The organism is Campylobacter concisus, from assembly GCF_002913765.1.
Lineage (GTDB): Bacteria > Campylobacterota > Campylobacteria > Campylobacterales > Campylobacteraceae > Campylobacter_A > Campylobacter_A concisus_BB.
This window is the reverse complement of the sequence record NZ_PPCH01000026.1, coordinates 1-17529: the sequence shown is the minus strand read 5'-3', so window position 1 is coordinate 17529 and position 17529 is coordinate 1. Positions and strand designations below refer to the sequence as shown.

Below are 17529 nucleotides of genomic sequence, written 5' to 3'. Positions count from 1 at the left end.
TTAACCTCACGCGGCCTTTACGCCGTAAAATTTCATGATTTTATTGTGAATTAGTAGCGAGATATACATTATCGCAGCACCTAAAATGAGCCTTGTTAGGTTGGCGTCCTTTTGCCAAAAGACCAAATTTACGATAATAGCCGCTGGTATGAGGGCGTTATTCATGATGGCAAGCACGCCGCTATCGACCTCGCAAGCGCCTTTGTTCCACATAAAATAGCCAACCCCACTAGCGACCGCTCCAAGCCACAAAAGCACCAAAGTTTGGGTTAGATCTACGTGAAATTTAGCTGGATTGCCAAGTGTTACGAGCGCGATCACTGCCACAAAAAACGCTCCAAAGTGAAAGTAGCCAAAGACCTTTTTTTGATCCACGTCAAATCTCTCCAAAAGCGCCTTATACGCACTCTGCCCTGCTCCAAAGCAGATATTTGCCCCTTGCACCAGCAAAAAGCCCTTTATCGCCCCTTCGTTTATCGCGCCATACTTTATGACAAGCGCACCAAAGACCGCAACGCCAACGCTAAAGAGATAAAGCGGCCTAAATTTAAAACTAAACGCATCATATATGAGCGTCACATAAAACGGCGTAAAAATGGTAAAAAGCGCGACTTCAGGCACGCTTAGATACAAAAACGAGTTGTAGTAGCAAAGATACATTAGCCCTATTTGCACCGCTCCTATGCCCATTATGCCAAGGGCTAGCTTGGGGCTGACGCCGCGAAATTTCGTAAATGGCAAAAAAACTAGGCTTGCAAGCGTCACACGCACAAAAACAGCCAAATAGCTATCGACCTTGCCAGCTAAAAACTCGCCTATCAAACTAAAGCTAAACGCCCACAAAATGGTCACAAAGATCAGTTTATTCATTCTATCACCACCTCATTTATATTTCTTGCGCATTCAAAAAAGTATTCAAGCTTGTTTAGCTCGAGCAGATCGCCATTTAGGATGAAATTTGCCCTGTCGCTAAAATTTTTCTCGCTCACAAATAAAAACTGCTCAAATTTTACCTTGCCGCTAAGATAGCCATTTAACAAGTCATTAAAGTCGCTATCAAGACTATCTTGCTTTAGCGAGTCTAAATTTAGCCTAGCACTTAAGCCCTCTATCACGCCTCTTAGATCCTTTAGCCTAGCCATTATCCTGTTTTCTTCATCACTTAGATCAAGCGCAGCCTTTTGCTCCTCTATGCGCTTAGTTTGGCTTTGCTTGCTGAGGCTTAGGCTATCTGGCAGCTTCCACTCAAACTCCACTCTAGGCTTGTTCGCATCAGCGTATGCCTCAGCCATCTGCGAAGTCGTCCTCTCGCCTTTTTTAAAGCTGTTATTATTCACACTTTGCGTATCTTTTAGGTAAATTTTTGGAGCAAATTTGCTCTTTTGCTTCTCATTTTCTTGCTCTTTTATATATTTTTCTTGCTCCATCGCCCCAAGCTTGGCGCTTAGATCATCTCTGCTAAAGTCAGGCATCACTATCTTTGAGCCAGCATTAAAGCCGATCTCGCCGTTTGAGAGTAAATTTATCCTTGAGTTTAGCTCGGCTAGCTTAAGCCCAAGCTCGTCTAGCTCGGCTCTTTTTTTATTAAGAGTGAAATTTATCGCATCAAATTCGCTCTTATCTATCTCGCCATACTCAAACCAAAACTCATTTTCAGCTGCAGCCTTGGCAAAGCTATCCACAAATTTTGTCTCTAAATTTATAAGAGAATTTAGTGCAACAGCGTTAAAATAGACCTTTGCGACCTGAAAAGCAGTGAGATTCATAAGCTCTTCATCTTTGTAAATTTTCTCCACGCCCTTGTGGTCTAAAATTTTATCCGAAGCCTCACTCGCACCGCCGTCAAAGATGAGATACTCGACCTTTGCCGTGATCGATCCAGCCTTTGTCATATACCCGCCCTTTAGCTCGTCAGGCACAAAGGTATATCTGCCATCAAGGGATAAATTTAGCTTGTTGCTCTTATTTTTATTTATATATTCGTTTTTATTAAATTCTTTCAAACTCTCAAGCTTTGCGCTTTGCGCCAGAGCGATGATCTCTAGTAAATTTCCAGCCCAAAGAGGCAAAGCAAAGAGCAAAACAGCCAAAATCTTCTTCAAATTCTCTCCCTTTCATAAAATTTTCTTATAAATTTATCAAGATTATAGACCCAAGCAAATAGCACTGGCACGACAAGCAAACTTAGCAAAGTCGAGCTAATGAGCCCAAAGATGATGCTTATAGCCATAGGCGAGTTGGCTTCAAAGCCAGCGCCTCTGCCAAGCGCAAGAGGCAGCATGGCAAATATCATGGCAAAAGTGGTCATCAAAACGGCTCTTAAGCGCTTTTTTGCAGCCATTTTCACAGCTTCGTTTGCCTCCATGCCGCTATTTGCAAAGTGATTTGCAAAATCAACGACTAAAATGGCATTTTTACCGACCATGCCAAAGAGCAAGATGACGCCAACCATGACAAATAGGCTAAATGGATTGCCGCTTATAAAAAGTCCGATCACCACGCCACAAAAGGCAAGCGGCATGGCTAGCATGATGAGAAATGGCAGCAAAAAGCTCTCATAAAGCGCAGCAAGCACCATGTAAATAAGCACCGCGCTCGCACTCACCGTAAAGATAAACGAAGCGTTCGTATCATCCATCAGCTCAACAAAACCAAGAAATTTATACTTGAAATTTGCTGGCAAAATTTCATCAAGCTTCTTTGAAATTTCATTCGCCACGTTATTTAGCGGAGCGTTGTTTTTTGTATTTGCTAGAAATTTGATCTCATCGGCTCTATTAAACCTTGAAATACTAGCTGGCTTTTGCTCAAAACTAATCGTCGCCACATCGCCAAGTGTGACAAAAAAGCCCTCATTGCTTCTTATCTTGGTCTTTAAGATATCATTTGTATCGCTTCTAAATTTATCATCAAGGCGCATGTAAAGCTCATACTCTTTGCCATTTTCGTTTTCAAAAACAGAGACCTCGTTCTGGCTAAATGCGCTATAAACGGCGCTTGCAATGCTGGCTTTGTCTAAATTTAGCCTCTTAGCCTTATCTTCATCGATAGAAATTTGCACGCGTTTTAGCAGATCTTCTTCGGGCGAATTTACGTCCGTTGCGTCATTTATCTCTTTTAGCATCTTGCTGATCTTTGGCACAAATTTCTCTAGCTCTTTGCCATTTTCAGAGGTGATAGTAAGCTTAACTGGCTGCACATCGCCACCTTCAACCACCGGAAGATCAGCTACAATGACGCTCATATCGTCACTTTTTAGCTTGTCACGAAACCTCTGCATGATAGCGTTTTGCCGCTCGTGATTAGCTCTATCTTTTAGCTCCTTTAGCCTAACGTAAGCCTTTACAAGATAAGGCTGCTTGGCGTCTGTGTAGCCAAGGATAAAGTAGGCGTAAGCTACCTGAGGATCGGCATTTATGAGTGAAATTTTATCTTTTAGCCTCTCTTTGCTAGCTTGCAGGCTAAGTGAGGGATCAAGCTTAAAGTAGATGTTAAACTCCGAGTTATCCTCGCTTGGCATGAAGTCACCGCCTACAAATTTAGCCAGCCCAAACGAGCAAACAACGACCGCAAGCGTTATAGCTAAAAATATGAGCTTAAATTTAAGCGCTAAAGTTAAAAGCTTCTCGTAGCCATTTTCAAGCGCCTCAAAAAAGGGCTCGCTCTTTAGAAAAAAGCCGCTTTCTTTGGCATTTACAAACCTAGCACTAAGCGTTGGCACGAGAAAGATACTCACGAAAAACGAGATGACGATGCCAGCTGCCACGCTCATCGCAAATGAGTTAAAGTATTTGCCAACGATGCCGCTCATAAAGGCAATAGGCACGAAGACGCAAAGCAGCACGAGCGAGATCGCAAAGACGCTAAATGCTATCTCTTTTATGCCTGCAAAGCTTGCTTTTAGGGCATTTGGCTCATCTTTTAGCTTGCTAGCGATATTTTCAGTGACGACGATCGCATCGTCGATGAAAATTCCGATGCCAAGTGTGAGCGCTATGAGGCTTAAGCGGTTTATGTCGTATCCTAGGGCATTTATGATGAAAAATGTCGCTACGATGCTAGTTGGTATCGCTACGACTGAGATGATGGTGATCGAGAAATTTCTTAAAAATAGATAGACGATCACGATGGTCAGCAAGACGCCAAGGATCATATCAAAGGCGGTTTGATCGATGTGCTTTTGTATCACTTCGCTCTTATCATAGGCTATTTTTACGTCGTATTCATTGCCAAGCAGGCTTTTAAACTGATCTAGCTTTGATTTAGCTAGAGCGATCACGGTTAGGGCGTTTGCGTCTGGAGCTAGCTCAAGGCCAAGCAAGACGCCACTTTTTTTATCCATTATCGCTGCTTCGTTTGCGTCTTTGTAAGCGAGATCAACGCTTGCGATATCTTTTAAAAAGACCCCTTGTTTGATCGTTAAATTTCTTATCTCATCTATGCTTTTGGCGCTGAAATTTGACTTGATCGCCATTTGGATTTTTTCATTTTCTATCTTGCCCAGTGGCGCTTTTAAATTTTCAATCTTTATCAAATTTGCCACTTCGTTTGCGCTAAGAGCAGCCTTATCTAGCTTAAACCTATCAAGTAAAATTTTCACCGCTGGCTCTAAAAAGCCATTTGTCTTGACCTTTGAAACGCCACTAATGCGCTCTAAAAATGGCTTTGCCACATCATCTATCTCTTGCATGAGCTTAGTTTCGTTACCATCAAGCCTTGTGATAAAAAGGCTAAAGACGGCTGAAGAGAGGCCATTTAGCTTTTCTATCTCGTAGTTTGCGTTTAACCTTGCCTTTTGCATCTTGTCGCGGACGTCGTTTGTAGCGCTCTCTAGGTCTTTGTTTAGCTCAAATTCGATGCTTACCACGCTTAGGTTGTCAAAGCTAGTTGAGTAAAGCTTTTTTATCCCCTCGATGCTTGAGACCTCATCCTCGATCTTTTGCGTGATCTTTGTCTTGATGTAGTTCATATCGCCATTTGCGTAGGTTGTGATCTTAACGATTGGGATATTTACTTGCGGGTATAAATTTACATTCATCGTCTTTAGCGAGTAGATACCAAAGACAACGAGGCTTAAAAATATCATAAGCGTAGTTATGGGGCGGTTTATGGCTGTTTTTATCATTTATTTTCGCCGATTATCACTTTTCCTTGACCAAACATGCCTGGCTTTAGCCCGCTGTCATAAGCCTGGGCGTAAAATTTTCTAGTCTCTCGCTTAATCTCTGGGTAAATTAGCGCGATTTTAACCTCTTTTTCCTCGTTTGTTGCGTCAAGCCTAAATTTAAACGTATCGCCAACTTTTACTAAATTTGCATATTTTTCATCGATCGCTATTAAAATTTTAGCCTCCTCGGAGTTTAAGACAAAGGCTGGCTGAAGTGGCGAAGCACTCTCGCCAAGCTCGACATTTTTACTAGCTATTACACCATCAAACGGAGCTTTTAAAACGGCCTTTTTAAGATGATCATCTGCATTTAAAATGGCGATCTCCGCTGCTTGAACTCTTAGAGCTGCCTCGTCAAATTTATACTTTACCTCATCAAATTCTTGCTTTGAAGTGACGTCCTTTACTTGACTAAATTTATTAAAGGTGCTTTTAGCAAATTCTTTGGCATTTTTGGCAAGTGCTAGGTCGCTTTTTGCCTTTTTCAGAGCGATCTCAAGGCTTGTTTGATCAAGGCTAGCTAAAGTGTCGCCCTTTTTAACGTGGCTTGAGACATCTACAAAAATTTTATCCACCTTGCCGCTGCTCTCAAATGCAAGCTTTGAGCTTTGCCTAGCATAGACTTCAAAATCAGCAAAAATCTCCTCCCTTGCAAATGAAAAGATGCAAAATATCATTAAAATTATCAGCTTTTTCAATCCCTAATCCTCTCTAAAATACTCTCGCCACTTTCAAAAAAATACTCCGCCTTTTTTATCTCTAGCTCGTCTTTCGCCCCTTCAAAAAGACTAATAGCATCAAATTTTTGCGAGAGCGCTTCAAGCAGGTCGCTATACCCTAAAAGCCCAGAGTTATACTTCTCAAAGCTCGCTCTAAGCGCAAGTTCGCTTGCTTTTACATACTCATTTAGCGAGGCGATCTTTGAGCTAAGCGAAATGATCTCGTTTTGTAAATTTTTAAGTTTTGTCTCGTTTTCGCGCTTTTTATACTCTAAATTTAGTCTCGCCTCATCAAGCGCGATCTTGCTAGCTTGGCTCATCTTGCTAGTGGTAAAAAAGTCAAAAATTTTCCACCTAAAGCTAACGCCAAATTTATTGCCGTGCGTATCTTCTTTTAGATATTTGTCAAGATATGGGCGGTAAGCGCTATATTTGCCAAGGTCGATGTCGTAGTTATTTTTGTAAAATCCATAGGTGTCATAAAGCGAAATTTGAGGCAAAAAGCCAGCTCTTGTCTCGCTAAGCTTAGCTTCGCTTAAAGATATATCTTGATTTAGTCTGTCAAGCTCGGCATTTTTTGAAGCTAAATTTGAGCTAATCTCAGCCATTTTTGCCCCGCTAAGTGGCGAAATTTGCTCGCCTGTTAGCAAATTTATCTCGTTTAAAATTTGCTCCATTTTATTTTTGTATTCAAGCTGCGTGCTGTTTGCTAGGTGGTATTTTGCCCGCACATTTTCTAGCTCATCTTTTGCGGCAAGTCCTGCAATGTTCGCCTTTTCAAGCTTGTCTAAAACGCCTTTTAAAAAATTTGCCTGAGCGTTTTTGGCAGCTATTATATTTTCAAGTGCGCAGGCGTTAAAATATAAATTTACAGCCTTAAATGCAAGGTAGTTTTTGGCTTCATCACTTGCGATGGCGGCTTTGTTTTTTAAAAGCTGGCTCATCTTTAGCCTAGCCTCTCTCGCCCCGCCGTCATATAGTAAAAAATCAATCCTTGCCAGCACGCCAGCTGACTCTTTGGCGACTATGCTTGGGAAGGTGCTTGCGTTTTTGCCGTATGAGCCCTCTAGGCTAAGGCTTGGCAAGTAGGCGCTTGATGTCGCCTCGTCATTTAAATTTGCTCTTTTTAGCTCAAGCTCTTTGATCTTTGAAATTTCGTTTTGAGTGGCCTTGTTTGCTATCTCGCTTAAATTTGATCCAAATAGCGCCAAAGGCAAAAGTGCTAATAAAATTTTCTTCATCAGTGAAAGCTTTTTACTAAATTTCCTATTAGCAAATTCCAGCCGTCTACCAGCACGAAGATGAGTAGCTTAAATGGCAGCGAGATCATGACAGGAGGCAGCATCATCATACCCATCGCCATCAAAACGGAGCTTACGACCATGTCGATAACTAAAAACGGCAGATAGAGCAAAAATGCTATCTCAAAAGATGTCTTTAGCTCGCTTATCATGAAAGCTGACATCGCGATGCTTAGCGGGATATCCTCGATATTTGCTGGATTTTGCAAATTTCTTATCCTAAAAAATAGTGCAAGATCTTTTTCTCTAGTGTTTTTCACCATAAATTCTTTAAACGGCTTTAAACTCTTATCAAGCATCTCCTCATAGCCTATCTGCTCGGCTATATAAGGCTTTATACCCTCATCGTAGCTTCTTTGCCCAACTGGCTCCATGATGAAAAATGTAAGCACCATCGCAAGCGAGATGAGAACCGTTGAAGGTGGCACTTGTTGCGTGCCCATCGCTTGACGCAAAAATGAAAATACAATGACAAGGCGCAAAAAGCTCGTCATCATAAAGATGAGTGAAGGAGCGAGTGCTAGTGCGGTGAGGATTAGTAAAACATTTAGTGAATTTACAAGCTGCTCGGCATTTTGCGGTGAATTTAGGCTTAAATTTATAGTTGGTAGCGCAGGATCAGCGCCAAAAACTACACAAAACAAAACCGCTAAGCTAAGCAGTGCTTTCACGACTAATTCCTCGTATCAAGGATACTTTTCTTAGTAGCCTCTTTATTTTTTGGCTCGAGCGAGACAAAGTGAATTTCCACTCTATTGTTTTTGGCTCTGCCCTCGTCTGTGCTGTTGCTAGCGATCGGATCGAAAGAGGCTCTGCCAGAAGTGATAAGCCTCTCTTGTGGCACGCCATCGCTAACTAGCTCTTCAAGCACACTTAGCGCCCTTGCGGTAGAGAGCTGCCAGTTGTTTTTGTATATAGAGTCTTTGCTTGGATTTGTATTATCAGTGTATCCGATGATATCTGTTTTTACTTCATTTGGCATTTTGGCTATGATCATGCCTATTCGCTTTAAAAAGAGTTTCGCATCCTCGCCAGAAATTTCAGCACTATCTTTGTCAAAGAGCATCGCAGCTGGAAGTCTCACAATAAAGCCATCCTCGCTCTCCTCCATCGTGATCTCAGGTGCCCCACTAGCCGTTAGTAGCTCATTTATCTTTTTAACAGTCGAAGTGACCTCATTTTGAGCGCCTTTTTGAGCTTTTGGCTTTGGAGTGCGTCTGCTTTCAGGGTCTGTCTCTTTTTCTACCTGACTATCTGGTCTTGCACCACCCTCTAGCACGCTTAGCGCACCAGCTAGTGAGCCAACAGCAGCCTCCATCTTTTTGGCATCCATCGTCGCCATAGAAAGGAGCAAAACGAAAAAGCAAAGCAGCAGCGACATAAGGTCACCAAAGGCAGCCAACCACTCAGGCATACACTTTGGGCACTCTTCTGGTTTTATTAATTTACCCATTATTCAAACTGACTTTTTCTATCTTTTGGAGGTAAAAATGCTAAAAGCTTAGCCTCAAGCGTTCTTGGGTTATCCCCTGCTTGTATCGCCATGATACCCTCTAAAATGACTTGCTTCTCAAGCGCCTCATCAGCATCGCGGATCGAGAGGATATTTGCAACAGGTGAGCCGATGATGTTACCTATCATCGCACCATAAAGTGTCGTAAGCAAAGCAACCGCCATAGATGGACCGATCGCACTAGGGTCTGACATATTAAGAAGCATCGCAACAAGACCAATAAGCGTACCGATCATACCCATCGCACCAGCAAAACCACCGACTTGCTCAAAAATTTTGATGTTATTTGCATGCCTTGTGCTGGTTTGATCGATATCGATCTCTAAAAGCGCTCTGATCGCATCTGGCTCATTGCCATCGACCGCCATTGAAAGACCTTTTTTTAAAAACTGATTTGATTCGTTATTTACTTCGCTCTCAAGTGCTAAGATGCCATCTCGCCTAGCTTTGGTTGAGTAATCAACTACTTTTTTTATAGTCTCAGGTAAATTTACAACAACTGATGGCTTAACAGCGACACCATAAAATTTACCAACACCTTTAAGCGTCTCCATCTTGAAGCCAACCATCATAACGCCGATAGTACCACCAAAAACGATCATCACAGAAGGGATATCGATGTATGGTCCTATACCAACGCCTATCGCCATTGATCCAAACAAAAGCACCAGGGTCAAAACCCAGCCGACGACGGTTCCTAAATCCATTTAAACTCGCTTTATTTATAAATTCTTAAGAATTGCTATTTTATTAGCTTTTTGTTGAAACAATCGTTAAATTAAAAAAAATGTTTGCCATTTTTTGCTACAATCTGCGAAATTTTTAACGTTAAAAGGCTTAAAAATGAACAATAATACTTCAATCATAATCCTAGCTGCTGGTCTTGGTACCAGAATGAAATCAAAACGCCCAAAGGTGCTATTTGAGCTATGCGGCGAGCCAATGATCATTCACATATTAAAGCAAGCTTATGCGATCACAAATGACGTTAGCGTCGTGCTTCACTACGAAAAAGAGTTAATTAGCAAAAAGATAAAAGAAATTTTCCCTCAAACTAAAATTTTTGAGCAAGATCTAGCAAATTTCCCAGGCACAGCAGGCGCGATAAAGGGCGTAAATTTAAGCGGTGAAAAGGTGCTTGTCACTTGCGGGGATATGCCACTTGTTAGATCAACTGACCTTATGCGTCTAGCAAATGCCGAAGCAGACGTGGTTATGAGCTCATTTGAAGCAGCAAATCCTTTTGGCTACGGCAGAGTCATCATAAAAAACGGCAAAGTTGAGGCCATCGTCGAGCAAAAAGATGCGAGCGAAGCGCAACTTGCCATAAAAAGCGTAAATGCTGGCTGCTACTGCTTTAAACGCGAGGCGCTAGAGCAAATTTTACCGCTCATAAGCAATCAAAACGCACAAAAAGAGTACTACCTAACTGACGCCATAAAAATAGCAAATGAAAAGGGCTTAAAGTGCGTTGCAGTAAATGTTAATGAGCAAAATTTCATGGGGATAAATGATAAATTTCAGCTAAGTATCGCTGAAAAAATCATGCAAGATGAGATCAAGCAAAATTTAATGAAAGCTGGCGTTTTGATGCGTATGCCTGAGAGCATTTTCATAGATAGCAGGGCTAAATTTGAAGGCGAGTGCGTACTAGAAGAAAACGTCAGTATCCTTGGCGAGTGCGTTATTTCTGAGAGCATCATCAAAAGCTCATCAGTGATCGAAAGTAGCATCATCAAAAACTCAGACATCGGTCCACTAGCTCACATAAGACCAAATTCTGAAATTTCTGATACGCACATAGGAAATTTCGTCGAGGTTAAAAAAGGCGTTCTTAGTGGCGTAAAAGCTGGACACTTAAGCTATCTTGGCGACTGCGAGATAGAAAGTGGCACAAATATCGGTTGTGGCACGATCACATGCAACTACGACGGCAAGGCAAAATACAAAACCAAAATCGGCAAAAACGTCTTTGTTGGCTCAGATACGCAGCTAGTTGCCCCTGTAAATATCGCTGATAACGTCATCATCGCAGCTGGCAGCACCATCACAAAAGACGTTGAGAGCGGCGCTCTAGCTATCAGCAGAGGTCGTCAAGAGAACAAAAGCGGCTTTTTTGAGAAATTCTTTGGCAAAGACGATGTTAAAAAATAAGAAAATTTTACTTGCCGTTTGCGGTAGTATCGCCTTTTATAAAGCTTACGAAATTTTATCACTGCTTAAAAAGCAAGGCGCTGATGTTTATGTAGCTTTAAGTGACGGAGCGCTTGAATTTTGCAGTGTAAGCGGCTTTGAGGCACTAAGCGAGCATAAAATTTTAAGCTCACAAACGCAAAACTGGCAAGATGGCGTAAATCACATAGCCTACTCTAAAATGGATCTAGTCCTCATCGCACCTGCCTCGGTAAATACGATAAATAAGCTAACAGCTGGCATCTGCGACAATGTCTTTATGCAAACGCTAATCGCCGCCTCGCACGTACCTTTAGTCGTTGCCCCTGCTGCAAATAATAATATGATCGAGCATTTTGCTACGCAAAATTCGCTTGAAATTTTAAAGAAAAACGGCGCTTTGGTAGTTGAGCCAGTGCTTAAAACTCTAGCTTGCGGCGACGTTGGCAAGGGCGGTCTTGCAAGCCCTGAGATGATAGTAGAAGCTGCCATTAAAAGGCTTAGCAAGCCCATTTTTGCAGGCAAAAAAGTAGTGATAACTGGTGGCGCGACAACTGAAAAGATAGATGATGTAAGAGCCATTACAAATTTCTCAAGCGGAAAAATGGCAAGAGCCTTGGCTAGAGCCTTTTACTACGCAGGTGCGGAGGTAAAACTACTTGCTAGCTTTGAGGCTAGTGGCGAGCCATTTGAGTGCCTTAAATTTAGCTCAAGTAGCGAGCTTTTAGAGCTTTGCAAGAGTGAGTGCAAGGAGGCGAATTTACTTGTAATGTGCGCTGCGGTGAGCGATTTTGTACCGACAAAGATAGATGGCAAGATAAAAAAAGAGGACGTTGGCGAAGTTTTAAATTTAAGCCTAAACAAAAATATCGACATTTTGCAAAGTTTAAGTAAATTTAGCTGTAAAAAGATCGGCTTTAAACTTGAGATTTCAAACGAAAACGCTCTTAAAAGCGCTAGATCAATGTTAGAGAAAAAAGCGCTTGATGCAGTTTGTCTAAATATTTTAGGCGAGAAAAATAGCTTTGCAAGCGAGCAAAACGAGGTAAATTTCATTACAAAAAATAGTGAGATTTTACTGCCGCTTGCCTCAAAAGATGAGATCGCAGGGCGCATCGTGGAGCTAGCGGCAAATTTATGATAGAGCAAATCTCACGCGTCCAAAAGATAGCAAACAATAGCCAAGCTCCGCTAGTAGCGATAAATTCGTCCCTGCCACTTAGCATTTTGGTGAGCCAAAAAGTGGGCTTTAACAGATACATCTTAAATTTCGCAAATAGAAATTTAAACACAAAAAGCGTAAAAGAGCTAAATGTAGGCTCAAGATACTGGGGCGAGGTGCATAGTCAGGGCGAAAACATCGTCATAAAAAATTTATACGAAAAACCAAAAATTTTAGATGAGGACGTTTTGGCTGACGGGCTAAATTTGATAGAAAATTTGGTAAAAAACGAGAATTTATCGTGGCTTTACAGCTATTTATTTAAAAACTTAAGCGAAGTTAAAACAAAAGATGAGATGAGAGTGCTAGCTAAAATGCTCTTTGCCCTGCAAGAAAATGTCGTGCATATACCATTTGCATATAGCGGTACAAACGGTATTTTCCAGCTTAAAAAAGAGGCAAATGAGATGAGAGTTTTTCTTGTTTTTTCAAATTTTGCGCCGCTTATTTTTAAATTTAAAGATGAAATTTTGTGTGAGATCGCAACTCCATTTAGTAACGTCGCGAGCTTGCTAAAAAGCGAATTCAGTGCCGCAGTTATGGTGCAAAACGTAAGCGCTCTTTGGAGCAAAAAAGAGCAGATAATTGACTTTAAAGGCTAGACATTGAACAAACTTAACCACCTCGCTATCATCATGGACGGCAACGGACGCTGGGCTAAAAAGCGTGGATTTTTGCGGACAAATGGGCACGAGGCCGGGGCAAATGTGGTGAGTGATATGTGTGAATTTTGCATCGATAATGGGGTGAAAATTTTAAGCCTTTACGCATTTAGCACCGAAAACTGGAAAAGACCGCAAAAAGAGGTTGATTTTTTGATGAATTTGCTTAAAAAATTTCTTCTTTTAAAGCGTGATGATTTTATAAAAAATGGGATCAAATTTAACACGATCGGCGACATCTCGCCATTTAGTGACGAGCTAAAAAATGAGATAGAGATCACTAAAAATGCAACACGTGAGAACGCAAATTTATTATTAAATTTAGCGATAAACTACGGCTCAAAGGATGAGATCATAAGAGCTGTGAAAAAACTAAATTTAAAAGGCTGCGAGATAGATGAAGCGAGCCTAAATGCGGCGCTTGACGAGAGTGAGCCGGTGGATCTTCTCATTAGAACTGGTGGCGAGAGCAGGCTTTCAAATTTCATGCTCTGGCAGGCAAGCTACGCGGAGCTATTTTTCACGCCGACACTTTGGCCAGACTTTGGCAAGGATGAGCTTGCAAGCATCGTGGCTAAATTTAAAGATATAGAGCGAAGATTTGGCGGAGTTTAGTGGGATAATGGATATTTTAGTCATCTTTTTTGCCGTTTTTGCTTTTGTTTTTGGCATCTGTGTGGGGTCATTTTCAAATGTGCTGATATACCGCTTGCCACGAAATGAAAGCATAAATTTCCCAGCCTCACACTGCCCAAAATGCTCTCACAAGCTAAATTTTTATCACAATATCCCGCTTTTTTCATGGCTATTTTTAGGCGGCAAATGCGCCTTTTGCAAGCAAAAGATAAGCTTTGTCTATCCGCTGGTTGAGCTAGCCTCTGGGCTACTTTTTCTGATCTGTTTTTTTAAAGAGTGCGGCGAAATTTTAAGCGTAGAAACCTTGCTTTATTCGCTATTTTTAGGACTTTGCTTTATCATGCTACTAGCCCTTAGCGTCATAGACATAAGGTATAAAGCAGTGCCAGATGCGCTTCTTTTTGCGGCGCTATTTTTTGCATTTGCCTATGCCTTGCTGCTTTTTATCTTTAAAGGAAATTTTGCTCAAATTTTAAATTTAATCATCTTTGGTTTTATATTTTGGGCGCTGAGATTTGTCGTGAGCTATGCGATGAAAAAAGAAGCCATGGGAAGTGCTGACATATTTATCGCAGCGATCATCGGAGCCATTTTGCCAGCCAAGCTAGCCCTTGTGGCGATCTATCTGGCGGCACTTCTTACGCTCCCAGTCTATGCGCTCGTTCGCAAAAAGGGCTATGAGCTAGCCTTTGTGCCATTTTTAAGCCTAGGACTGCTTGTCACCTACGCTTTTGACGGGCAAATTTTAGAAATTTTAAGGTTCATTTATGAATAGAGTAAATAAATATCTTTTGTTTAACTTTTTAGGCACGTTCGCATCGCTATTTAGTACGCTTTTTTTGATCATGTCGATCGTCTTTTTCATCCAGATCGCGCGTATCACTTCATACATCGAGATCAGCTTTGGCGAGCTCTTTAAACTCTACTCATTTATGCTCCCACGAGTGCTGCTCTTTGTCGTGCCTATCGCGTTTTTCGTCTCACTTGCGATGACGCTTTTTCGGCTATCAAAAGAAAATGAAAGTATCGTTATCTTCACACTTGGTGGCTCGCCAAATAAGATCGCAAGATTTTTCTTAGCTTTTTCAGCCCTTTTAAGCGCTGCCTTGCTGGTAGTTGCCATCGTCATGATACCAATAGCCGCCCAGCTAAATGCAAATTTCATCGACTATAAAAAGACGGTTGCTAAGCTAAATTTAAAGCCAACCCAGTTTGGACAAAAATTCTCCGACTGGATGGTCTATGTGGGCAGTGAAAGCGAAGACAAAAATGGCACAACCTACAAAGATATCGTGATGTTTAACCCCTTTGTCAAAGACTCACAGCGCCTAATAACCGCCAAAAACGCAAAGATCATAAACGTGGGTCAAAGTGTAGAGCTCTCTTTAAACGAGGGCAAAATGTATGACATCAGAGATGAAATTTATCACCAAAGCAACTTCAAATCAATGAAGATAAGAACCGCCCAAAGCGAGGAGATAAGCGACGTTGGCAGCATCAAAGAGTACTGGATGGATGCAGCTAGCAGCGATAAACGCCGAAAAGACCTTAGCACCTACGTCCTAGTGGCCCTCTTCCCACTTGCAAGCACGCTCTTTGCTATCAGCCTTGGCATCGTCACGTATAGATATGAAAAGGGCATGGTCTATGTTGGCACTTTTGGCGTTTTGTTTGGATATTTTACGCTCATAATGCTCTTTTCATCGAAGCCAGCGCTTGCAATACCGCTCATATTTTTCGTATTTTTACTAGCTGGCGTCTTGCTTTATAAAGCCAAGATCACACGAAGATACTGATGAAAATTCAGCTAATCTACAGCTACGATGGCTCGAAATTTCAAGGCTCGCAGACCCAGCCGCATGAAAACGGCGTAGAAGATGAGTTAGAGCGCGCCCTAGCTCACATTGGCATTTTCGAAAGAGTGATCTCTAGTTCGCGCACCGATAAAAGCGTGCATGCAAATAACCAAAGCTCAAGTGTCGTTTGCGGCGATCACTTTAAAGATTTAAATCACCTAAAAGATCTTATAAACCGTCACGCACATCCAAGCATTCACATAAAACGCATAAATTTTGTGGATGAGAGCTTTCAAGCAAGATTTGACGCGGTCGCAAGGTCTTATAGATATGTGATAGATCACGGTAAATTTGATGTTTTTAGCTCAAACTACAAGGTATTTTTGCCTAAATTTGATATCAAAAAAGCAAATGAAATTTTGCGTAATTTTATCGGCGAGCATGATTTTAGCGCATATATGAAAACCGGAAGCGATACAAAAAGCCCAGTGCGAGAAATTTACAAAGCATTTTGCTACGCATACAAAGAGCAAACTATCATCGTTTTTAAGGCAAATGGCTTTTTACGCGGTCAAGTTCGCCTCATGGTTGCAAATTTACTAAAGGCGCTAAAGCAAAAAGACGGCAGCGAGCTCATCAAAGCTTCACTAAATGGACATCCTGCCCTAACTCGCATACCAGCACCTGCTGAAGGGCTATATCTAAATAGAGTTTTTTATAAATTTAACTAATCTCAAAAGTGGTCTGAAAATAAAATTTGGGGAGAAAAGGATGGTGCGCCCGAGAGAATTCGAATCTCTGACCTTTTGAACCGCAATCAAATGCTCTATCCAGCTGAGCTACGAGCGCACATGAAAAATTAAGTTGTGATATTAACCAAACTTTCCTTAAAAAGAGATTGTATTCATTTTAAATTTATAACCTTTTTAGTAAAATCCTTTGAGTAAAAGGAGCAAAAATGAACGATTTTTTCGATAGTCTAAAAGAGATCAAAAAAGAGCTTACAAAAGAGCAAGGCGTGGCTAAAAAGCCCCAAAAAGAAGCCGCTTCTCACACAAAAGAGGAGGCGATCTTACACAAAGAACAAAAGCTAAGAGATGAATTTTTGACATATACAAAAGATAGCAATATCAGGAAAATTTAACTTTGGAACGCTAGTTGCTTTAAATAGGGATATTTTGAATGGAGAAACCCATGAATATAACCCAAACTTTAGAATCTTTAAGCATTTTAACCGATAGTGACGCTCTTTTTTGCGAGCTTCGCGCACTGATAAGTAAAAATTTCACAAAAACCCTAGCAAACAAAGACAAGATCATCTCTTTTTACGAAGAGAGCGAGATCCCGCAACGAAAATGCTTCTTAAAATTTATAAAAAAACTCTACGAAAAACAGGGCAACGAGCTTGACGTGACCTTTGCAAAATACAAAACCATAAAACTATCTCTAGTGCAAAGAAACGCTCTAACAAACATCTATAACATTGACATTGAGTTTTTTAACGACGAGATTATATTTACGCTAAACAACACTCCAAGAGCTTTTGCTAGCTACATTTTGCAAAATTTTAAAGGAAATGAGTCTAAATTTGACGAGAAAAATCATAAAATTAGCCTAAAAATAAAAAAAGATAGCGACTTTGACTTGATAGAAGAGATCATTTCAAGACGCGAACATCTAAAATTTATAGTAAATTTTAACTACAATGAAGTCAAATTTAAAGAGTTTAAGAGAAATTACAAGATCCAAAACTCAGCCAAATTTAAAAGTCGTTTCAGCGCTTTGGCAAATTTACTAGAAGAAAATTTTGAAATTTTAGGCTGCTCAAACAATGATAGCTTCGAAACTGTAAGAGACAGCTACCTAGCCCTTGCTAAAATTTATCACCCAGATAGGCACTCAAGCAAGAGCGAAAGCATCAAAAACGAGTATAACGCTAAATTTAAAAAGATCCAAGCAGCCTATGAGGCACTAAAACCATTCTTTAAAAACCAAGAGAATTTTATAAAAGTTGGCTAGATAAGACAACACTTAATATAAATTTAATCGGCGGTTTTTGCCTAAGAGCATTTATCGTTCTTGGAGCAATTTATATATTTTAATAAACTTTCTCCCTTTAAAAACTAGGCCGGATATAATCCGACCTAGCTATCTAATCATTTCTCGCCAAGTGGCCAGTAAACAACTGGTTTAGCTCCCAGTCTTGCCTCACCATGATACATACCAAGTTTATCTTTAGTCCAAGCAAAGCCAGTCTTACCAAATTTATCGATAGAGATGATACCACCACTACCGCCTAGTGCTGCTACCTCTTTTACAGCCTCTTCGGCTGCTTTTTGCA

At 40.9% G+C, this 17529-nt stretch carries 17 protein-coding genes, 1 tRNA gene and 1 pseudogene; 9 read left to right on the top strand and 10 right to left on the bottom strand.

Translation table 11 applies throughout. The annotated features are described in order from the left end of the window. Positions 1 to 6: 6 nt before the first annotated feature. Genes CYO89_RS09375 through CYO89_RS09340 form a run of 8 tightly spaced genes read right to left on the bottom strand, consistent with a single transcriptional unit; the run spans position 7 to position 9407 of the window. A complete protein-coding gene (locus CYO89_RS09375) occupies positions 7 to 870 on the bottom strand; it encodes an EamA family transporter (protein ID WP_103598079.1) in 864 nt (287 codons plus the stop codon). Continuing rightward, positions 867 to 2102, bottom strand: coding sequence for a TolC family protein (locus CYO89_RS09370; protein WP_103598078.1), 1236 nt, complete (start codon positions 2100 to 2102; stop codon positions 867 to 869). The genes CYO89_RS09375 and CYO89_RS09370 overlap by 4 nt, the downstream gene beginning before the upstream one ends. Next, positions 2099 to 5125: an efflux RND transporter permease subunit gene (locus CYO89_RS09365; RefSeq protein ID WP_103598077.1), complete on the bottom strand. Its 3027-nt coding sequence runs from the start codon at positions 5123 to 5125 to the stop codon at positions 2099 to 2101. Before CYO89_RS09365 ends, CYO89_RS09370 begins: the two co-directional genes overlap by 4 nt. Further along, on the bottom strand, positions 5122 to 5865 hold the full coding sequence (locus CYO89_RS09360; protein ID WP_103598076.1) for an efflux RND transporter periplasmic adaptor subunit: 744 nt from the start codon (positions 5863 to 5865) through the stop codon (positions 5122 to 5124). The genes CYO89_RS09365 and CYO89_RS09360 overlap by 4 nt, the downstream gene beginning before the upstream one ends. Further along, complete coding sequence (locus CYO89_RS09355) at positions 5862 to 7127, bottom strand: TolC family protein (protein WP_103598075.1); 1266 nt, start codon at positions 7125 to 7127, stop codon at positions 5862 to 5864. The genes CYO89_RS09360 and CYO89_RS09355 overlap by 4 nt, the downstream gene beginning before the upstream one ends. Further along, complete coding sequence (fliP, locus tag CYO89_RS09350) at positions 7127 to 7849, bottom strand: flagellar type III secretion system pore protein FliP (protein ID WP_196779718.1); 723 nt, start codon at positions 7847 to 7849, stop codon at positions 7127 to 7129. Before fliP ends, CYO89_RS09355 begins: the two co-directional genes overlap by 1 nt. Positions 7850 to 7860: 11 nt before the next feature. After that, positions 7861 to 8640: a flagellar motor protein MotB gene (locus tag CYO89_RS09345; protein WP_004318176.1), complete on the bottom strand. Its 780-nt coding sequence runs from the start codon at positions 8638 to 8640 to the stop codon at positions 7861 to 7863. After that, a complete protein-coding gene (locus CYO89_RS09340; protein ID WP_004318159.1) occupies positions 8640 to 9407 on the bottom strand; it encodes a motility protein A in 768 nt (255 codons plus the stop codon). The genes CYO89_RS09345 and CYO89_RS09340 overlap by 1 nt, the downstream gene beginning before the upstream one ends. A 136-nt stretch (positions 9408 to 9543) precedes the next feature. Here CYO89_RS09340 and glmU point away from each other — a divergent pair, with 136 nt between their 5' ends. The 7 genes from glmU to truA are packed head-to-tail and all read left to right on the top strand — an operon-like array spanning position 9544 to position 15919. Continuing rightward, positions 9544 to 10854, top strand: a complete 1311-nt coding sequence (gene glmU / locus CYO89_RS09335; RefSeq protein WP_103598074.1) for a bifunctional UDP-N-acetylglucosamine diphosphorylase/glucosamine-1-phosphate N-acetyltransferase GlmU — start codon at positions 9544 to 9546, stop codon at positions 10852 to 10854. Further along, on the top strand, positions 10841 to 12013 hold the full coding sequence (gene coaBC / locus CYO89_RS09330) for a bifunctional phosphopantothenoylcysteine decarboxylase/phosphopantothenate--cysteine ligase CoaBC (protein WP_103598181.1): 1173 nt from the start codon (positions 10841 to 10843) through the stop codon (positions 12011 to 12013). The genes glmU and coaBC overlap by 14 nt, the downstream gene beginning before the upstream one ends. Further along, complete coding sequence (locus CYO89_RS09325; RefSeq protein ID WP_103598073.1) at positions 12010 to 12696, top strand: hypothetical protein; 687 nt, start codon at positions 12010 to 12012, stop codon at positions 12694 to 12696. The genes coaBC and CYO89_RS09325 overlap by 4 nt, the downstream gene beginning before the upstream one ends. A gap of 3 nt (positions 12697 to 12699) precedes the next feature. Further along, entirely contained in the window at positions 12700 to 13371 is a 672-nt protein-coding gene (gene uppS, locus CYO89_RS09320) for a polyprenyl diphosphate synthase (RefSeq protein WP_103598072.1), read from the top strand. A 7-nt stretch (positions 13372 to 13378) separates the two neighbouring features. After that, a complete protein-coding gene (locus CYO89_RS09315; protein ID WP_103598180.1) occupies positions 13379 to 14167 on the top strand; it encodes a prepilin peptidase in 789 nt (262 codons plus the stop codon). Then, positions 14160 to 15188, top strand: a complete 1029-nt coding sequence (locus CYO89_RS09310) for an LptF/LptG family permease (protein ID WP_103598071.1) — start codon at positions 14160 to 14162, stop codon at positions 15186 to 15188. The genes CYO89_RS09315 and CYO89_RS09310 overlap by 8 nt, the downstream gene beginning before the upstream one ends. Continuing rightward, positions 15188 to 15919: a tRNA pseudouridine(38-40) synthase TruA gene (gene truA / locus CYO89_RS09305; RefSeq protein ID WP_103598070.1), complete on the top strand. Its 732-nt coding sequence runs from the start codon at positions 15188 to 15190 to the stop codon at positions 15917 to 15919. Before CYO89_RS09310 ends, truA begins: the two co-directional genes overlap by 1 nt. A 41-nt stretch (positions 15920 to 15960) precedes the next feature. On the opposite strand, the gene CYO89_RS09300 is transcribed toward truA, so the two are convergent. Further along, positions 15961 to 16037 (bottom strand) — tRNA-Arg (locus tag CYO89_RS09300). 109 nt (positions 16038 to 16146) lie between these two features. Between CYO89_RS09300 and CYO89_RS09295 the strand changes: the two genes are divergently transcribed. Then, complete coding sequence (locus CYO89_RS09295) at positions 16147 to 16332, top strand: hypothetical protein (RefSeq protein ID WP_103598069.1); 186 nt, start codon at positions 16147 to 16149, stop codon at positions 16330 to 16332. 50 nt (positions 16333 to 16382) lie between these two features. Further along, entirely contained in the window at positions 16383 to 17207 is an 825-nt protein-coding gene (locus CYO89_RS09290) for an adenylosuccinate lyase (RefSeq protein WP_103598068.1), read from the top strand. 137 nt (positions 17208 to 17344) lie between these two features. On the opposite strand, the pseudogene CYO89_RS09285 reads toward CYO89_RS09290, so the two are convergent. Then, positions 17345 to 17529, bottom strand: a pseudogene (locus CYO89_RS09285) (beta-aspartyl-peptidase); the annotation flags it as partial.